Here is a 16,800-nt window from a genome sequence, read left to right as displayed (position 1 = left end):
GAATCATGAATCGTATCAATGTTAAAAAATTCGGTTTTGCCATGGGGCTGACCGCTGCAATCCTCTACGCCGGCTGCATGATCGTTTTGGCCACAGCAGGACAAGAAGGAAGCATAACCTTTTTCAACAGCCTGTTGCACGGCTTGGACACCACCAGTATAATACGGGTAGACGTGCCAATTTGGGAGGCACTTATTGGCATTGTCCAGACCTTTATCATTGCCTGGCTCACGGGTGCTCTGATCGCCGCTTTTTATAATGCACAACTTAAAGCCAAATAAAACCTTAAAATTATTAAAGACTCTAAAATTATGGACAGAAGAAATTTTTTGGCAACGGGTGCCGTATCTACGGCGGGCATGCTGTTTTTTCCCGGCAATCTCTTGGCCGAAAGTGCCAAGGAGGCCAACAAACAACGCTTAACACAACCCCTACCCTTTAAAAAAAATGGCGAATGGAAAGAATTTGAACTTTACATCGATATCAAGGTACACGAACCCGCCCCGGGTTTTAAATATCACACCTTGGCCTTTAACGATATGATTCCCGGCCCTGAGATACGGGTCGACTATGGCGATAAAGTACGGGTGAAATTCAAGAACAAAACCGGCATCAACCACACCATACACTGGCACGGTATCTATGTGCCCTGGCGTATGGACGGGGTCCCCTACGTGAGCCAGCTGCCGGTAATGCCGGAGAACGAATTTATTTACGAATTTGAGGCAAAACCCGTGGGCACCCATTTTTACCACTGCCATTGGGGCACGGTCATGCACATGCAGGCTGGGATGTTCGGGAGCATAATCGTAGAGGATCCAGACGATCCTATTAAAAAACAGTTTCCGTACGAACGGGAATATACCTTGGTATATGGTGCGCACGACGTCAACTACATCCGCAATGAGATGAACCGGATGCTGGATCGTATGAAGGAACGCAACTACCTTATGAAGGAAGGCCGCTTCGATCCGGAGCGCTGGGCCGTGTTCAATAACCACGACCAGTTTGCCGAATCCATCAAGAACGGATGGGAGCCGCCCTATGCATTGAGCCGCAGGGCCCCGGCAAGCCTGCCACAGGCAGACTGGTTCACCGTAAACGGCAAGTCGTATCCCGAGACCCCGTACCTTTTTATAAAATCGGGCGAAAAGATACGGGTACGCCTTATCAATGCTGGTGCAGAGATACATAACCTCCACCTGCACGGGCATGACTTCTGGATGGTGGCCGATGACGGAATTCCTTTATCTCATCCTTGGAAACGCAACACGGTGCCGTTGACGCCCGGCAAAACTTTCGATATCATTATTGAGGGGGACAATAGGGGTATCTGGACCTTTCATGACCACGATACGCGAAAAGTGACCAATAATGGCTTATACCCTGGAGGAAATTTGTTGGCATTGGTATACGAAGACTTACCCGAAGATGAACTCATCATTACCAAACACAGTGGCAACACCATGTTCAACAAGGGCATGGGAATGGAAGGAATGGATATGGATATGGGCAAACCAATGAATATGGACAAGATGCTGTTCGGGGACGATAAGCTCCCCAAGATCGCCCTGGACGAATAATTATTAATAAACCAAAAAAATAATCATGAATAAAATATATGTAATCCTATTTTTTGCACTTTTCGCATTGCCGGGTTTTGCACAATTACCGGGATCGGAGCAATTGAACAGGGAAGATATGCTGCCCGAAATAGAACTGGGCATCAAGACCGTTTCTACGGGAAATTTTTACAGCAACCAGGGCAATGCCTCATTGGCCATACCCGTACTCAACGAAGGCGACCAGGTCCTTTCCGATTTTTCGGATTCCTACTTCCTCATTGGCGCCCGCCAAAAACTGTACAAAGGTTGGCGGGGCCAAATGGTATTGGGCTTCTCTTTCCCAGACGCCAATAGCGGCCTGGGGCAGGTTTTTTACAACCAGGTGATGGCACTTGTGGAAAACAAGAACAACATCATAAGGATCGGGCGTACCACCTCACAGACCATTTTGGGCGAGTTCAATACCATACGCGATGACGATGCGCTGCAATATACCTATGTGCTCAACCCCTTCTCCAACGGCCTCAATACCGAGGACAACCAATATGCGAACGTACTGGAATACACCCGCATCTTTGGGCAGCGCCTCTATGTAACCCTGCACGCCGAAAATTATCAGGATTTTGAGGAACCCAATGATTATTCCATCAATGGTCTTGGGGGCAGCATTATATATCGCCAACCGGAAAGCCAGTTGTGGAACCGGAACTTCTTAAGGGAAATAGGCTTTAGCTGGAACAACTTTTTATTGGACAGATCCGATCTGGCGCCCAATGCGGACAGCAACGAAACCTTGACCAGTTTTATAGGGAACGCCACCTTCAGTATATTGCCCGATCCCGTACATTTCGTCGATTTCAAGGTACAGGGCATCTACAATGACGGGCTCTCAACTATTGAAAACATCACAGATTATACCAGTTACACGCGCTCCCGCAGTACGGCGGCCTTTGGGATGCTCCGCTACCTGAACCGCAAGCTGGAACGGCCCAATTTCCAGATAGCCGCCGGGTTCGGGTACAAGGATTTTTCCAATACAGATGGCAACACCAACCAATATATGGCCATCGGCAATTTCCTGTACCGTGTGGGAAATAATTTCGACCTTATATTCCAGTACCGCTACAACAAGAACAATGGTGCGCTACAGCCCTTGCTGGGCGAGAGCCAGCACCGGGTGCAGATAGGCCTGGCCTATACCTTCAACAAATTGTTCAACAGCCAGTTCGATGGCAGGAATTCGTTGCTGAACCTGGAACACGGTTATATAAAATAGTTTAAGGAAAACGACCAATGAAAGTTAAAAGGACTACATCAAAAATAGGGACCATATTCATTCATGCACTCGTGGGAACAGGTATTTTCTATTTCCTTGTCCATCCTTTTACCATGGTGCTCTATTGGTTTGAATTTAGCAATACGACCTTTTCATTTTCATTATTTCGAGAAGTGTTGCAAGAACGCATTTTTGAATCATTTACCTTAGATATGCGGGGTATGGGTGGATTACTGGCTTTATTAGGGGCACTTCTGGGAACCATTTCTGGTTTGTTTTGGATAATCCTTAAAAAGAAAAATGAACTTATTGGTACACAACAGCGCCTTCTGCAACAGGATATTGCAGCCCTTGTAAATGCCGGCGAGAATGAACGGGTAGAATTTAAGTCATCCATCCGCTATGATTATTTTAGGAAAACCACCAACCGCGAACTGGAACTGGCCATTGCCAAGACCATTGTAGGTTTTATGAACGCGAAAGGCGGCAAACTAATTATTGGTGTTGATGACGATGGAAGCGTTTTGGGCCTGGAAAAGGATTTTAAGACACTCAAGCATAAAAACAGGGATGGCTACGAGCGGGAGGTCTACAGGATTATATCCACTCAACTGGGCCATGAAGCCTGTTTCAGCAATCATATTTCCTTTTATGTCGTCAATGAAAAGGAAATATGTGTCATAGACATTGAACCATCCAAAGACCCTGTTTACGTTAACGATGGTGCGGACACGACCTTTTACGTGCGCACCGGTAATGCTACATATCCCTTGACCGTAAAAGAAACCGTGGATTATTTAAAAACCCAAAAAACGTAAAAATTATGCAATATGTCTGGTTCATATGGTCCCTTATTATTCTAGCCCTCTGGGGCGTGGTCTATCTAATGAAGAAAGATTCTCGAAGAGAAATGCTGAAGATGAGTTGGATAACCATGCCCTTCGGGCTTACAGAACCTTTGTTCGTTCCTGAATATTGGCATCCGCCGTCCCTTTTTGATTTGGCGATAAGGACAGGGTTCGATATCGAAAGCCTAATCTTCTCTTTTGCCATCGGAGGTATAGGCACGGTACTGTACAATCTAATTTTTAAGCGAAGGTATGTTGAAATACCGCACACTGAGCGCAAACATGCCATGCACAGACTTCACATATACATTCTTTTCGTCCCAGTTCTTGCGTTTTTGGTGTTGGCGCTGTTCACGCATTTGAATCATATCTACTGTGGAATATTGGCCATGTTTTTAGGTGGAATTGCCACGCTTTACTGCCGTCCGGACCTAAAGACCAAAATCTGGATAAGTGGGTTTCTGTTCACGGCATTGTACTTTGTTTATTTTGGAAGTATACTTCCGTTCTATCCCGATTATGTAGAATTGTTCTGGAACCTAGAAAATCTGACCCATATCCTTGTTTTGGGTATCCCCATTGAAGAATTATTATTTGCCTTCACTTTTGGGATGTACTGGTCAGGATTATACGAACACCTCTATTGGCGAAAACTCATTCAAACTGAAATTATAATTCCACTAAAAAATTAACACTATGAAACCTATTCCATCACATAGGAAAAACAATACTACCCAAGGCATTACCATTAAAAATCCAATGCGAAAATTATCCATTGGTACATTCATCCTTTTATTGTTTTCAATATTATTTCTATCCTGTTCCAACAAGAAAAAGAAAGTGGCTGAAAGTAAAATCCAGCCAACTGTTGAAACATCCCTAACAGCAGATGAAGCCATTATGCCATCCGAAAATTATGAAATCGTTCCCAACGAAAAAGTATGTATGGTCAACGACCGATATATGGGTGTGTCCCAAATACCTATTGAAGCCAACGGAACTACTTATTACGGATGTTGTGAAAATTGTGTTGAAAAGTTACAGAAAAACCTGGATGATGTCCGCTTCGGAAGCAATCCACTTAACAATAAAAAAGTTGATAAAGCTTTAGCAATTATTGTCCAGGATAAAAACAGCGGAAGTGTTTATTATTTCACTTCTCAAGAAGATGCCCAAACATTTATTAATAAGAATAAAGGATAGAAAGCCTTTATTCATAAAATTTCAAGTTATGAGGATAGTATTGGCCATAGATGGCTCTGATTTTAGTAAGACGGCCATAGATGAACTTGCGGCGCTACCGTTGCCGTCAGATACCGAAGTTCGTATCATATCGGTTTTTGAGAGTCCTGTTGTGGCCGCTCCGGGAGTAGTTTCCATGGGCGGAGGGCTTGGTAATTATTATGAAGAGGCCTTGTCCCGAGCAAAAAAATCAACAGAAGAAATCGTTGACCTGGCGGTCCAGATGTTACGAGAAAAAAATCCCCGACTATCGGTAACAACAGCAGTTGTGAACGGGTGGCCTAAAAATGTGATCTTGGAGGAGGCAGAAGCCTTTAACGCAGATTTAATAATTGTAGGGTCACAAGGTCGCGGGGCGGTATCAAGGTTTCTGCTCGGCTCGGTTTCCCAGTCGGTGGCAATGCACGCCCGCTGTTCGGTCATGATTGTACGAAATCGCGGAATGAACAAGAAGGACCAATAATAAATATTGGTTATAAGCTGAAAAATGAAAGACAGTGTATCATCCAAAAGACAAATCATGAAAATAGTATTAGCAATAGATGGTTCTGACTTTAGTAAAGTCGCCATAGATGAACTTGCAGCGCTGCCGTTGCCTGCGGGTACCGAAGTATGTATTTTGAATGTGTCCGAAAATCCCATGTCGTCTGTTCCCGGCGTCCTACCATTTGGTGGCACGCTTGGCAACTATTATGAAGAAGCCATATTCGATACAAGGAAAATGGCAGAAGATCTTGTTAATGAAGCTTCAAAATCATTAAGTGACAATAATAGCGCATTGTCTATAACAACAGCGGTGGTCAATGGCCTTCCCAAAAGTGCAATTTTGGAAAAAGCGGAAGCCTTTGATGCCGATTTAATCGTAGTCGGGTCGCAGGGTCATGGTGCATTTTCCAGATTTCTGCTTGGCTCGGTTTCCCAGTCCTTGGCAACGCATGCCGGCTGTTCCGTCATGATAGTACGGAAACGCGACTCGAAAGAGAAAAATAACCGGTAAAAAGTGAATGAAACAGAATCAAATGTTAAACGGTATCGACGATCATACATGCAAAGTAACGGAAGTAATCTGCTTGCCAAATTCTAGGTTGCCACGGGTAGTCATAGTTGGAGGGGGCTTTGCCGGTCTGGCATTGGTGGAAGGGCTGAAAAATAAAGATGTTCAGGTGGTACTGATCGACCGCAACAACTTTCATCAATTCCAACCCTTATTTTATCAGGTAGCCACTAGCGGCCTCGAACCCGATAGTATTGTGTTCCCTTTTAGAAAACAAATTAAGGGATATAAGAATGTGAGCTTCAGGCTGGCCGAGGTAAAGGAAATTCAAGCCTCCACCAATACTGTCATAACGGACAAAGGCAACCTTACCTACGATTATCTGGTCTTGGCAACGGGAACAAAGACCAACTTCTTTGGTATGGAAGAAGTGGAAAGAAATAGTTTGGGCATGAAGGATATCCGAGATTCCCTAAATATCCGCCACATGATGCTGCAAAACTTGGAGCAGGCCGCGATTACATGCGATGATGAGGAACGCGATGCCCTCACGAATTTTGTGATTGTGGGCGGCGGCCCCGCCGGAGTGGAAATGGCAGGTGCCTTGGCGGAGTTTTGCAAATACATCCTTCCAAAGGACTATCCCGAGTACCCTTCCTCCATAATGAACATTTATTTGGTAGAAGCTATGGACGAACTACTTGTGGCGATGTCCGACAAAGCTTCTTCAAAAACCCTAACCTATTTGGAAAATCTAAACGTGAAAGTATTGCTGAAAGAGTCCGTTAGCAATTATGATGGTAGGATCGTACAAACCAAAAGTGGGAAGACGATTTTGGCCAAGAACTTAATTTGGACGGCAGGTGTAAAAGGGGACTTCCCAAAGGGTATCGATGAGAGGCATGTAGTGAAGGGAAATCGCTTAAAAACCGATGCTTATTTGAAAGTAGACGGTCAAGAAAACATTTATGCCATCGGGGATATTGCCGCCCTGATTTCCGAAGAGACCCCAAAAGGCCACCCACAGGTAGCACAGGCGGCCATCCAACAGGGAAAATACCTTGCCTGCACATTGATGGGGATCATCAATGATAAACCAATAGGGTTATTTAGCTATAAGGACAAGGGTTCTTTGGCTACCGTTGGTAAGCGCAAGGCTGTTGCAGATTTAGGTAAACTAAAGTTTGCCGGCTATTTTGCCTGGTTGCTGTGGTCGGTCGTACACCTGTTATCCATTAGTGGGTTTCGAAACAAGTTATTGGTCGGTTTCAATTGGGCCGTAAGCTATTTTTCCTATGAAAAGAGCAATAGGGTAATTATTAGGAATTTCAAACTTAATACTACTGCGAAAACTCAAACAAAGGATAATTCCGAAAATCATTTGGAAAAGGATGTAAACACAAAAAAATCCAGTATTGATGTCTAAACACCATACAAATAACAGCATTATTAAATTCTTCGGCAGCACGGCCAAAGAACTCAATAACAGTGGTGTTGTTCTCTTTATCACGGTCGTCGTCGCAATGGTCTGGGCCAATTCGCCGTGGAAGGAATATTATATCGACTTAATGCAAACTGATATTGCCTTTACCGTTGGCAGTCTTCAGCTATCGGAGCCACTGCTGTTATGGATCAACGATGGTTTGATGGCCCTCTTCTTTCTACAAGTAGGTCTGGAGCTGAAACGTGAAATAATCGGTGGTAAACTTTCATCCCCAAAGGATGCGGTGCTACCTATTGGTGCAGCTATAGGTGGCATGGTACTTCCTGCCCTTGTTTATTTTATGTTCAATAGCTCGGGCGAAGCTTCTAATGGTTGGGGCATTCCCATGGCCACGGATATTGCCTTTTCTCTAGGGGTCCTGGCCCTTGTCGGCAAAAGACTGCCAGCCTCTTTAAGGGTTTTTCTTATTACGTTGGCGATAGTGGATGATTTGGGAGGCGTCTTGGTCATTGCCCTATTTTATACTTCCGGTATATCCGAGATGGATTTACTGCATGGGCTATTGTTCTTCGGAGCTTTGATTATAGGCAATTATGCTGGAGTGAGAAGCACTTGGTTCTATGCCATCATTGGTATCGGTGGTGTTTGGCTGGCCTTCTTTTTTTCAGGGGTACATCCAACCATTGCCGGGATTCTGACGGCATTTGCCATTCCTGGTAGGGTAAAAATTAAGGAGAATACCTTTTTAGAGCGTTTAGACCGTTTGCATAAGAGATTTCAAGAAACCAAGTCTATAAAGGGAACACTTATCTCAAAAACGCAATTGGAGATATTGGAGGATATCAAGACTATAAGTTCTGAGGCGGAGACTCCCCTTCAAAAATTGGAAAGGACTTTAAACCCAATAGTGAGCTTCGTCATTCTTCCCTTGTTCGCTTTGGCAAATGCCGGAATACATCTTCATGGAGATTTGTTGAAAGTACTATCCAGTCCCGTTAGTTTGGGGATTGGTCTAGGTCTGATTTTTGGAAAATTTATCGGTATTACCGCTTTTTCACGACTGCTGGTCGCATTTAAACTGGCCAAACTACCGGAAAACGTGAATTGGAACATGATTTATGGTGTGGCCTTTCTTGGAGGAATAGGCTTTACAATGTCATTGTTTATAAATGAATTGGCTTTCACGGACGAGTCCCTAATATTTACGGCCAAGGTAAGCATCCTATTCGCTTCGATGATAGCAGGGGTAATGGGTACTCTATTATTACACAGAAGCGGTAAAAAGTTGCTAAAAGTAAACAACCTCGGGGCAAGCCCACGAGGCATTCGTAAGGAAACGACTTAACATATCGAGGCAAGCCTCGGAGCATTTAAATCTCGATTATCGAGTAAATAGGCAAAAAATATGACGACACTGACCAAAACAATAGACAAGGTACTTATAAAAACCTTTTTGAAAAACATAAGCGACCAAACATTCACGCTTGTGTTCTGGGATGGGGAAACCCATGAGATCGGGGAAGGGGAATCCAAATTCAAAATCATCATCCATAACTTTCCCGGCAAGAAAGAATTGTTTGCCGACCCCAGCACCGCCTTGGGCGAAGCCTATATGACCGGTGATATCGAGCTGGTAGGCAATCTACAGGAAATCGTGGAAAGTATCATGCGCCGTAATAAGAGCTTCTTGAACGAAAGCAAATTATTGGGCATGTTGGGGAAATGCAGCCCTGCTGGAAAAAGGAAATCGGAACGCGACATTGCCCATCATTATGATATAGGCAACGATTTTTATGCACTATGGCTGGACCCGACCATGAGCTATTCCTGTGCCTATTTTAAAACGGGATCGGACAACTTGTACGATGCGCAAATGAACAAGATACACCATATACTGAAAAAGCTCAACCTTAGGGAAGGGCAAACCTTATTGGACATTGGCTGTGGTTGGGGATTCCTGGCCATCGAAGCTGCAAAGAAATACAGAGTAAGGGTGCTGGGCATTACGCTAAGCAAAGAGCAGCTAAAAAAAGCCCAAGAACGGATCAAGGACGAAGGCCTGCAGGTCCTGGTGGCCGTAAAATTAATGGACTATAGGGATCTGGAAAAAACCGGCCTCAAGTTCGACCGTGTGGTCAGTGTGGGTATGGCCGAACACGTAGGGAAGGCCAATTTGCCCCTCTATTTAAAAAACGTGAACGCCGTACTGCACGAAACCGGCCTGTTTTTATTGCACAATATTACGAATATGTTGGAAACGGAAGTTAATGGGTTTATTGCAAAGTACATCTTTCCGGGCGGGTACATACCATCGTTGAGGGAAGAACTGTACCTAGCCGCAGATCTGGGGTTCCATACCATTGATATAGAAAGTTTAAGGCTACACTATATGAAAACGCTTATGCATTGGGCAGAACGCTTTGAGGGCAACATGGATAAAATCGAGACCATGTTCGACACCAAGTTTATACGAATGTGGCGGCTCTACCTTAACGCCTGCGCCTCGGCATTCCATTGTGCCAAGATAGATGTCCATCAAATACTATTATCAAAAGGGGCCAATAACCAATTGCCCTTAACACGGCAGTATATATATGATATGCCCGGTAACAAATTTGGAAATCGATAGTGGATGTTATTTGGGCTTTACATCCTAATACATAAAGAACACCAAAATGAAAACAAGAAAATGAATTATTAATATTTAAAAAGTCAAGATTATGCAACAACAAGTAGCAATTAAAGGAATGACTTGCGGAGGGTGCACCCAAACCGTTGAAAAAGCCCTGAAGCAGGTAGCAGGGGTAAAAACGGCAACGGTAAGTCTGGTCCCGCCACAGGCGGTTATACAAACGGACCATGAAATAAGCAATGCACAATTGCAGTCCGCTTTGGCAAAAGTGGGAAACTATAGGGTTGCCGGGAACGTCACGGATAACGAACCAAAAAAATCTGGCGGTTCCTGATGTGGCTGATCAAAATCCAATATGAAATTCAGATAAGTGAATAAAGTGGATATGGATATGGAAAAATATGATGTGATCATCGTTGGGGCGGGGCCCGCAGGCCTGAATTGTGCCAAACAGCTCGGCGGTACCCCATTGAGGGTATTGGTTGCCGAAAGAAACGACGTGGTCGGTCCCAAAGTCTGTGCGGGCGGTTTAACGGGCAAAAGCATAGAAAATTTGAACCTTCCCGACGAATTGATAGAATATAATTTCAACAAAATCCACCTGAACCACAAAAACAAACTGTTCTATCTGAAAGATGACGAGGACTTTACCTATACCATAGACCGCAAGGAACTGGGGCAATGGCAATTGAAACAACTGGGGAAATTTGACAATATCGAGGTAAGGACAGCCTGTGCCGTCTCAAGGATCACAAAGGAATATGTAGTCCTGAACGGCCGGAAAATAGGCTATGCCCATTTGGTCGGGGCAGATGGGGCCAGTTCGTTGGTACGAAGGTACCTAAAATTGCCTTCAGGGAAGGCGGAAATCGCCATGCAGTATATTATTAACGAAACCAAATATCAGGATCTGGAAGTTTATTTTGATTCCCAATCGTTTTCGGCCTGGTACGCCTGGATTTTTCCGCACAACAATTCTGTATCGGTCGGTTGTATGGGCAACCCAAAAGTAATTTCATCCAAACGGTTGACAAAAAATTTTTCCGCTTGGCTCAAAACACACCATATCGACGTAAGCGACGGAAAATATGAGGCATTCCCAATAAACGGGGATTTTAAAGGGTATCGGTTTGAAGGGAATATATATCTGGCAGGTGATGCCGGCGGGTTTGCTTCAAGGTTGACGGGCGAAGGCATTTACCAGGCCCTTGTTAGCGGTGGGGAAATAGGGAAAATGATCCTGGACAATAGGTATCACAGTAAAGAAATCGATGAATTGATCAAGTTGCAAAATAGGCACAACAAAATCTTGTACACCTTGATCGGTGCCGGAAAATTCAGGCCTTTATTGGTAGAGGCGGGCAAATATTTTTTAAGGTCCAGATCCATCAGCAAAAAAGTGATAAGAACAATAGCATAAAGTATAACAGGCCCTTATGCCAAAATTAAGCGATAAAGGCGATTCTTTGGGATAATGGCTTTAAATAGGCGTAAAACAAAAAAGTGTAATTATTAATTAAAATGAAAAAAATGAAAAATGTAGCATTAGTAGGATACGGCGTCATCGGAAAAAGAGTGGCCGATGCCATCAACGTACAAGATGATATGGACCTTATCGGGGTTTGCGATGTCATCAACGATTGGCGCATACAGAACGCCGTGCGAAAGGAATATGATATCTATGCGGCCACCACCGATGCCGAAAAGCAAATGAAGGCTTCCGGCATTTCGGTAAAGGGCAACTTGCAGGACCTTTTGGACAAAGTGGACCTCGTGGTCGATTGCACTCCGAAGAATATAGCGGCAAAGAACGTAGAGGTCTATAAAAAACAAGGTATTAAGTTCATTGTTCAAGGTGGCGAAAAGCACCAGACCACAGGACATTCCTTTAGTGCGGAAAACAATTACAAATCCGCTGTAAATCTTGATGCTACAAGGGTGGTTTCCTGTAATACCACATCAATCTTGAGAACATTGACCGCTTTAAAAAGGGCAGATTTATTGGATTATGCACGGGGAACATTATTAAGAAGGGCTACCGACCCATGGGAAAGCCATTTAGGAGGTATAATGAACACCATGGTGCCCGAAAAGGACATCCCAAGTCATCAAGGGCCCGATGCGCAAAGTGTCGACCCGGATTTGGATGTGATCACCTCGGCGGTAAAAGTGCCCGAAACCCTGAGCCATATGCATTATTGGAACGTGAAGCTAAAGAAAGAAGCATCTAAAGAAGAAGTGCTCAACGCCTTTAAAACTTCGAGCCGTATCAAATTGATACACTATGACCAAGGCTTGGTCTCCAACAACACGATCAAGGAAATGTTTTTGGACATGGGCAGACCATGGGGCGACATGTACGAGGTGGCACTTTGGGAAGATATGCTCAAGGTTGTGGGCGATGAACTTTTTTATGCCTACGTGGTGGACAATCAAGCGATCGTAATCCCCGAGACCATCGACGCCATTCGGGCCCTTACTGGTATTGAGACCGATGCGCACAAATCCATCGAAAAGACCAATGAAAGTTTAGGAATCGGATAAAAAAGGACAATGAAACATCTATGACCAAAAATTTTGTCACACAACGAAATGATTATATGGATGTTACATATGGCCGTTGAAAAACAAAAAAATAAACACATGAAAACATACGAAAATATAGTGGAACAATTAGGGGACAAAGCTTCCTTCTATCTGGACCACGTAAGCGAAAAGATCACCAAGGATGAACTACAATTGCCTGATGCTGATTTTGTCTCCAAAGTTTTTGTCAATAGTAATCGAAGCCCACAAACGCTTCGAAGCCTTGCCCAATTGTACGGGCATGGCAATCTAAAGGATACAGGGTATTTAAGCATACTTCCCGTAGACCAGGGGATTGAGCATAGTGCCGCTTTTTCCTTTTATAAGAATCCCGATTATTTTGATCCGGAAAACATTATAAAACTGGCCATCGGTGCGGGTTGTAACGGGGTGGCATCGACCTTCGGTGCGCTGGGTCTCTATGCCCGTAAATATGCCCATAAAATCCCCTTTATTGTGAAGATCAACCACAATGAGCTCCTGTCCTATCCCAATGCCTATGACCAAAACCTTTTTGGGAAAGTCAAGGAAGCTTGGGAAATGGGCGCGGTTGCTATTGGTGCCACTATCTATTTTGGATCCAAGGAAAGTAATCGACAGTTGAAAGAGATTGCGGAAGCCTTTGCCGAGGCCCATAGCCTCGGTATGGCCACAATCTTGTGGTGCTACACCCGCAACGATGCTTTCAAAACGGATAAACAGGACTATCACACCGCCGCGGATCTAACAGGGCAGGCGAACCACCTTGGAGTAACAATACAGGCGGACATCATCAAACAAAAATTGCCCACAACAAATTTTGGCTTTAAAGACCTTCAATTTGGGAAGTATGACGATGCCATGTACAAAACCCTGACAACGGAACACCCCATCGATTTGTGCCGTTTACAGGTCGCCAATTGCTTTATGGGCAAAATTGGATTGATTAATTCTGGCGGGGGTTCCAAAGGGGCGTCCGATATGACCGAGGCCATCACAACGGCTATCGTAAACAAACGAGCTGGAGGGTCCGGGCTTATTTTGGGAAGGAAGGCCTTTCAAAGGCCTTTTAAGGAAGGGGTGGAATTGATACATGCGGTCCAGGGCGTTTACATTGAGAAAAGAATCACAGTGGCATAATACAGATATAAGCATGCTCGATACGGAAATAAAGTCATTAAAATCCCTAAACCACTACCTGCGTAAACTGGTAGAAAATAGGCTGTGGCTCAAGGTTATAATTGCCTTGTTCCTCGGTGTCGGGGTCGGCCTGTTGTTAAGCCCCCAAAACGGTTGGATCACCAAAAGCACAGCCGATGTTCTAGGAAATTGGCTGGCCCTGCCGGGTATGCTCTTCCTGAAACTGGTGCAAATGATCATGATTCCCTTGATCGTGGCTTCCATCATTACAGGTATCGCTAGTAACGATAAGGATAACTTGAAAAGGTTGGGTGGTGGCGTACTCTTATATTTCATATCGACAACAATTATATCGGTAACCATAGGCACCGTACTTGCACTGATCTTTTCCCCCGGAAAATATCTGCACCAACAGGCGGAAGTCGATCATACAAATGCATTGGCCGACGCTGCCAAAAGTTCGGAACTATCCTTTGGAATAAACGATATTCCGAATGCCATAACCAATTTACTGCCCGAAAACCCATTGGCCTCCATGGTAAGTGGCGAAATGTTGAGCATCGTCATTTTTACCATTATCATAGGGGTCGCCGTATTGTCGCTGACCGACGACCTGCTCAAACCTGTAAAATTGCTCTTAGGGGCCATACAGGAAATCTGTATGACGGTGGTCAAATGGGCCATGTTATTGGTTCCGGTCGCCGTATTCGGTCTAATGGCACAGCTTACGTCGAGCGTTGGCCTGAACTCCTTAACGGGTCTGGGATTTTATGTGCTCGTGGTACTGATGGGATTGCTCATATTGCTCGGCATTTACATCATGCTGGTCAGCATACTTGGCCAGAGCAACCCTTTTAAATTTTTGCGAAAGATCACGGATGTACAGCTTTTGGCGTTCTCAACAACAAGCTCTGCCGCGGTAATGCCCTTATCGCTAAAGACAGCGGAGGAAGAACTTAAGGTGGATGCCTCCATCAGCAATTTCATAATCCCCATCGGGACTACCGTGAATATGGACGGGACGGCCCTCTATCAGACCATAACGACCTTGTTCATAGCACAGGCCTATGGCCTTGAAATGGGCCTTCTCAATGTCATCGTTGTCGTAGTTACCATAGTCGCCGCTTCCATTGGAACCCCGGCCATACCGGGTGGTGGCGTGGTGATTTTGGCCTCTGTACTATCCAGTGCAGGAATTCCCGCCGAAGGAATCATCATCATCATCGGGGTCGAGCGCTTGCTCGGGATGTTCCGCTCTGCGATCAACGTTACCGGAGACCTAACGGCCTGCATGGTATTCGATAGGTTTTATGGAAATAAGCCAGGGGGAACCAAAGAGAGCGATGTAAAAACAACTACGGAATATTCAACTGTTTAATTATTAAAAGAAACGGATAATGATAAAATCAATTAGCAAAATAGATCTTTCCCCGAAACCGGGCAAGGCGTACTGGGTAAACTGTCACAGGGAATGGCGGGAGGAGATCATTTATTTTATGATGGTCGACCGGTTTCATGATAGCAATAAACGACATTCGAAGAATTTCGACTTCAGGCATGCCGGTTTCGGGAACGAAGACCAGTTGCAAAAGCCTTTTGGGGGCACCCTCAAAGGCATTATGGACAATATCGATTACATCAAAAATTTGGGCTGTACGGCTATCTGGTTAAGTCCCGTGTTTGAAAATAACCCGGGATCCTACCATGGCTATGCGATCCAGAACTATATGGACGTGGACAAACGCTGGGGCACCAAGGAAGAACTGGAACAATTGGTGGACAAGGCACACGGGCTTGATATAAGGGTCTTTTTGGATATCGTTCTGCACCATTCCGGGGATAATTGGTCCTATCCTTTTGATTATGATTATTTCTATGCTGGTGGACAACGTTTTCCACTAGGAGGTTGGCGCGAGAAAGACAGGCCGCTTCCAGTCGAACTGGCAGACCCCGAAATGTATAACCGAAAAGGGCAAATCAGGAATTTCGATGCGTATCCCGAGACCCAGGAAGGCGACTTCTTTACGTTAAAAACATTTAGGAACGATGGTTCTCCCGCCAGCGAAAGTTTACTGGATATATTGGTCAAGATACACTGTTATTGGATACGCGAGACGGATGTGGACGGTTTCCGATTGGATGCCGTCAAACACATGAAGGGTAGCGATATCAGCCGTTTTTGTTCCAACATAAGGGAATATGCCTACACCTTGGGCAAAAGAAACTTCTTTTTGTTTGGCGAAATTATCGGTAATGATGAGATGGGCAATCCCTATATAGGCCCCAAAATGCTGCCGAAGGACCGGAATGTATATTACGGCCTAGATTCCATTTTAGATCATCCGTTACACAGTGTTCTGGCAGAGGTCATAAAGGGGAATTCATCCCCGAACCGATTGATACGGCGGTATGCAGAACTGCAAAAGAATGCTTTGAGCAGGGGCGAATATGGGGAATTCCTGGTGACCTATATCGATGACCACGACCAGGTGGGGATGGACTTTAAGCATCGCTTCGGCCATAATGCCGCTCCCGAGCAAATTGTTGCGGGCATGGGCTTTCTTATTTGTGCCCTTGGCGCCCCATGTATTTATTACGGTACCGAACAAGGTTTTGAGGGTAACGGTATGGATGACCGGTATATCAGGGAAGGAATGTTCGATCCCGATGATAAGGAGACCAACGTATTGAACCAAGGTTCATGGATATACAAGCGAATTTCGGTCTTGGCACATTTAAGACAGAAAGAGTCCATTCTAAAGTTCGGTCGAATGTATTTCAGGGAAATTTCAAAAAACGGGGTTGATTTTCATTTTCCCGATGGCAAGGAATGCCTATTGGCATTTTCAAGGATCCTGCATCAGGGCGAAATCCTTGTCGTCTATAATTCTTCCCCAAAGGATACCAAAGAAGAATATATAGCGGTCGATACCGCTATCAATAAAGAGGGTAGTCTTATGGACTGCATCTATGGTAACAAGAAAAAAATCAGAATAGAAAAGAATACAGATCAAGAAGCTGGCCGCCTTTTCATCAAGGTAAAGCTAAAACCCATGGAGTTTTTGATGTTCAAGAACAAGTAGCGGAAACAGAA

The 16,800-nt window shown here is 44.7% G+C and carries 17 protein-coding genes; all 17 read left to right on the top strand.

Annotated elements, in window-relative coordinates:
* Window positions 1-5: 5 nt before the first annotated feature.
* The gene (locus GTK07_RS17135; protein ID WP_119648278.1) at window positions 6-281 is read left to right on the top strand and encodes a DUF5676 family membrane protein; all 276 of its coding nucleotides are present in this window, start codon (window positions 6-8) and stop codon (window positions 279-281) included.
* A gap of 30 nt (window positions 282-311) precedes the next feature.
* Window positions 312-1,583: a multicopper oxidase family protein gene (locus GTK07_RS17130; RefSeq protein ID WP_119648277.1), complete on the top strand. Its 1,272-nt coding sequence runs from the start codon at window positions 312-314 to the stop codon at window positions 1,581-1,583.
* A 25-nt stretch (window positions 1,584-1,608) separates the two neighbouring features.
* Complete coding sequence (locus tag GTK07_RS17125) at window positions 1,609-2,841, top strand: hypothetical protein (RefSeq protein WP_119648276.1); 1,233 nt, start codon at window positions 1,609-1,611, stop codon at window positions 2,839-2,841.
* Window positions 2,842-2,858: 17 nt separating this feature from the next.
* Window positions 2,859-3,659: an AlbA family DNA-binding domain-containing protein gene (locus GTK07_RS17120; protein WP_119648275.1), complete on the top strand. Its 801-nt coding sequence runs from the start codon at window positions 2,859-2,861 to the stop codon at window positions 3,657-3,659.
* Window positions 3,660-3,664: 5 nt separating this feature from the next.
* On the top strand, window positions 3,665-4,381 hold the full coding sequence (locus GTK07_RS17115; protein ID WP_119648274.1) for a lycopene cyclase domain-containing protein: 717 nt from the start codon (window positions 3,665-3,667) through the stop codon (window positions 4,379-4,381).
* Window positions 4,382-4,385: 4 nt separating this feature from the next.
* Window positions 4,386-4,892: a hypothetical protein gene (locus GTK07_RS17110; RefSeq protein WP_119648273.1), complete on the top strand. Its 507-nt coding sequence runs from the start codon at window positions 4,386-4,388 to the stop codon at window positions 4,890-4,892.
* A gap of 28 nt (window positions 4,893-4,920) precedes the next feature.
* Window positions 4,921-5,394 carry a universal stress protein gene (locus GTK07_RS17105; RefSeq protein WP_119648607.1) on the top strand — a complete coding sequence of 158 codons (474 nt, stop codon included), beginning with the start codon at window positions 4,921-4,923 and terminating at the stop codon, window positions 5,392-5,394.
* Window positions 5,395-5,451: 57 nt separating this feature from the next.
* Window positions 5,452-5,928 carry a universal stress protein gene (locus tag GTK07_RS17100; protein ID WP_119648606.1) on the top strand — a complete coding sequence of 159 codons (477 nt, stop codon included), beginning with the start codon at window positions 5,452-5,454 and terminating at the stop codon, window positions 5,926-5,928.
* 7 nt (window positions 5,929-5,935) lie between these two features.
* Window positions 5,936-7,351, top strand: a complete 1,416-nt coding sequence (locus GTK07_RS17095) for an NAD(P)/FAD-dependent oxidoreductase (protein ID WP_119648272.1) — start codon at window positions 5,936-5,938, stop codon at window positions 7,349-7,351.
* Window positions 7,344-8,714: a Na+/H+ antiporter NhaA gene (gene nhaA, locus GTK07_RS17090; RefSeq protein WP_119648271.1), complete on the top strand. Its 1,371-nt coding sequence runs from the start codon at window positions 7,344-7,346 to the stop codon at window positions 8,712-8,714. Before GTK07_RS17095 ends, nhaA begins: the two co-directional genes overlap by 8 nt.
* Before the next feature lie 60 nt (window positions 8,715-8,774).
* Window positions 8,775-9,998: an SAM-dependent methyltransferase gene (locus tag GTK07_RS17085; RefSeq protein WP_119648270.1), complete on the top strand. Its 1,224-nt coding sequence runs from the start codon at window positions 8,775-8,777 to the stop codon at window positions 9,996-9,998.
* 91 nt (window positions 9,999-10,089) lie between these two features.
* On the top strand, window positions 10,090-10,335 hold the full coding sequence (locus tag GTK07_RS17080) for a heavy-metal-associated domain-containing protein (RefSeq protein WP_163636414.1): 246 nt from the start codon (window positions 10,090-10,092) through the stop codon (window positions 10,333-10,335).
* Between the two features lie 36 nt (window positions 10,336-10,371).
* Window positions 10,372-11,421, top strand: a complete 1,050-nt coding sequence (locus GTK07_RS17075) for an FAD-dependent oxidoreductase (protein WP_147378286.1) — start codon at window positions 10,372-10,374, stop codon at window positions 11,419-11,421.
* Window positions 11,422-11,531: 110 nt separating this feature from the next.
* Entirely contained in the window at window positions 11,532-12,545 is a 1,014-nt protein-coding gene (locus GTK07_RS17070) for a type II glyceraldehyde-3-phosphate dehydrogenase (protein WP_119648605.1), read from the top strand.
* 99 nt (window positions 12,546-12,644) lie between these two features.
* Window positions 12,645-13,706: a class I fructose-bisphosphate aldolase gene (locus GTK07_RS17065; protein WP_119648604.1), complete on the top strand. Its 1,062-nt coding sequence runs from the start codon at window positions 12,645-12,647 to the stop codon at window positions 13,704-13,706.
* A 13-nt stretch (window positions 13,707-13,719) separates the two neighbouring features.
* Window positions 13,720-15,084 (top strand): dicarboxylate/amino acid:cation symporter, encoded by a 1,365-nt coding sequence (locus GTK07_RS17060; RefSeq protein WP_119648267.1) that lies wholly within the window; start codon window positions 13,720-13,722, stop codon window positions 15,082-15,084.
* A 19-nt stretch (window positions 15,085-15,103) separates the two neighbouring features.
* A complete protein-coding gene (locus GTK07_RS17055; protein ID WP_119648266.1) occupies window positions 15,104-16,789 on the top strand; it encodes an alpha-amylase family glycosyl hydrolase in 1,686 nt (561 codons plus the stop codon).
* Window positions 16,790-16,800: the final 11 nt, after the last annotated feature.

Origin of the sequence: Flagellimonas sediminis, from assembly GCF_010500845.1 — a bacterium.
In the GTDB taxonomy this organism is placed as follows: domain Bacteria; phylum Bacteroidota; class Bacteroidia; order Flavobacteriales; family Flavobacteriaceae; genus Flagellimonas; species Flagellimonas sediminis.
This window is presented reverse-complemented; position numbering and strand designations above follow the sequence as displayed.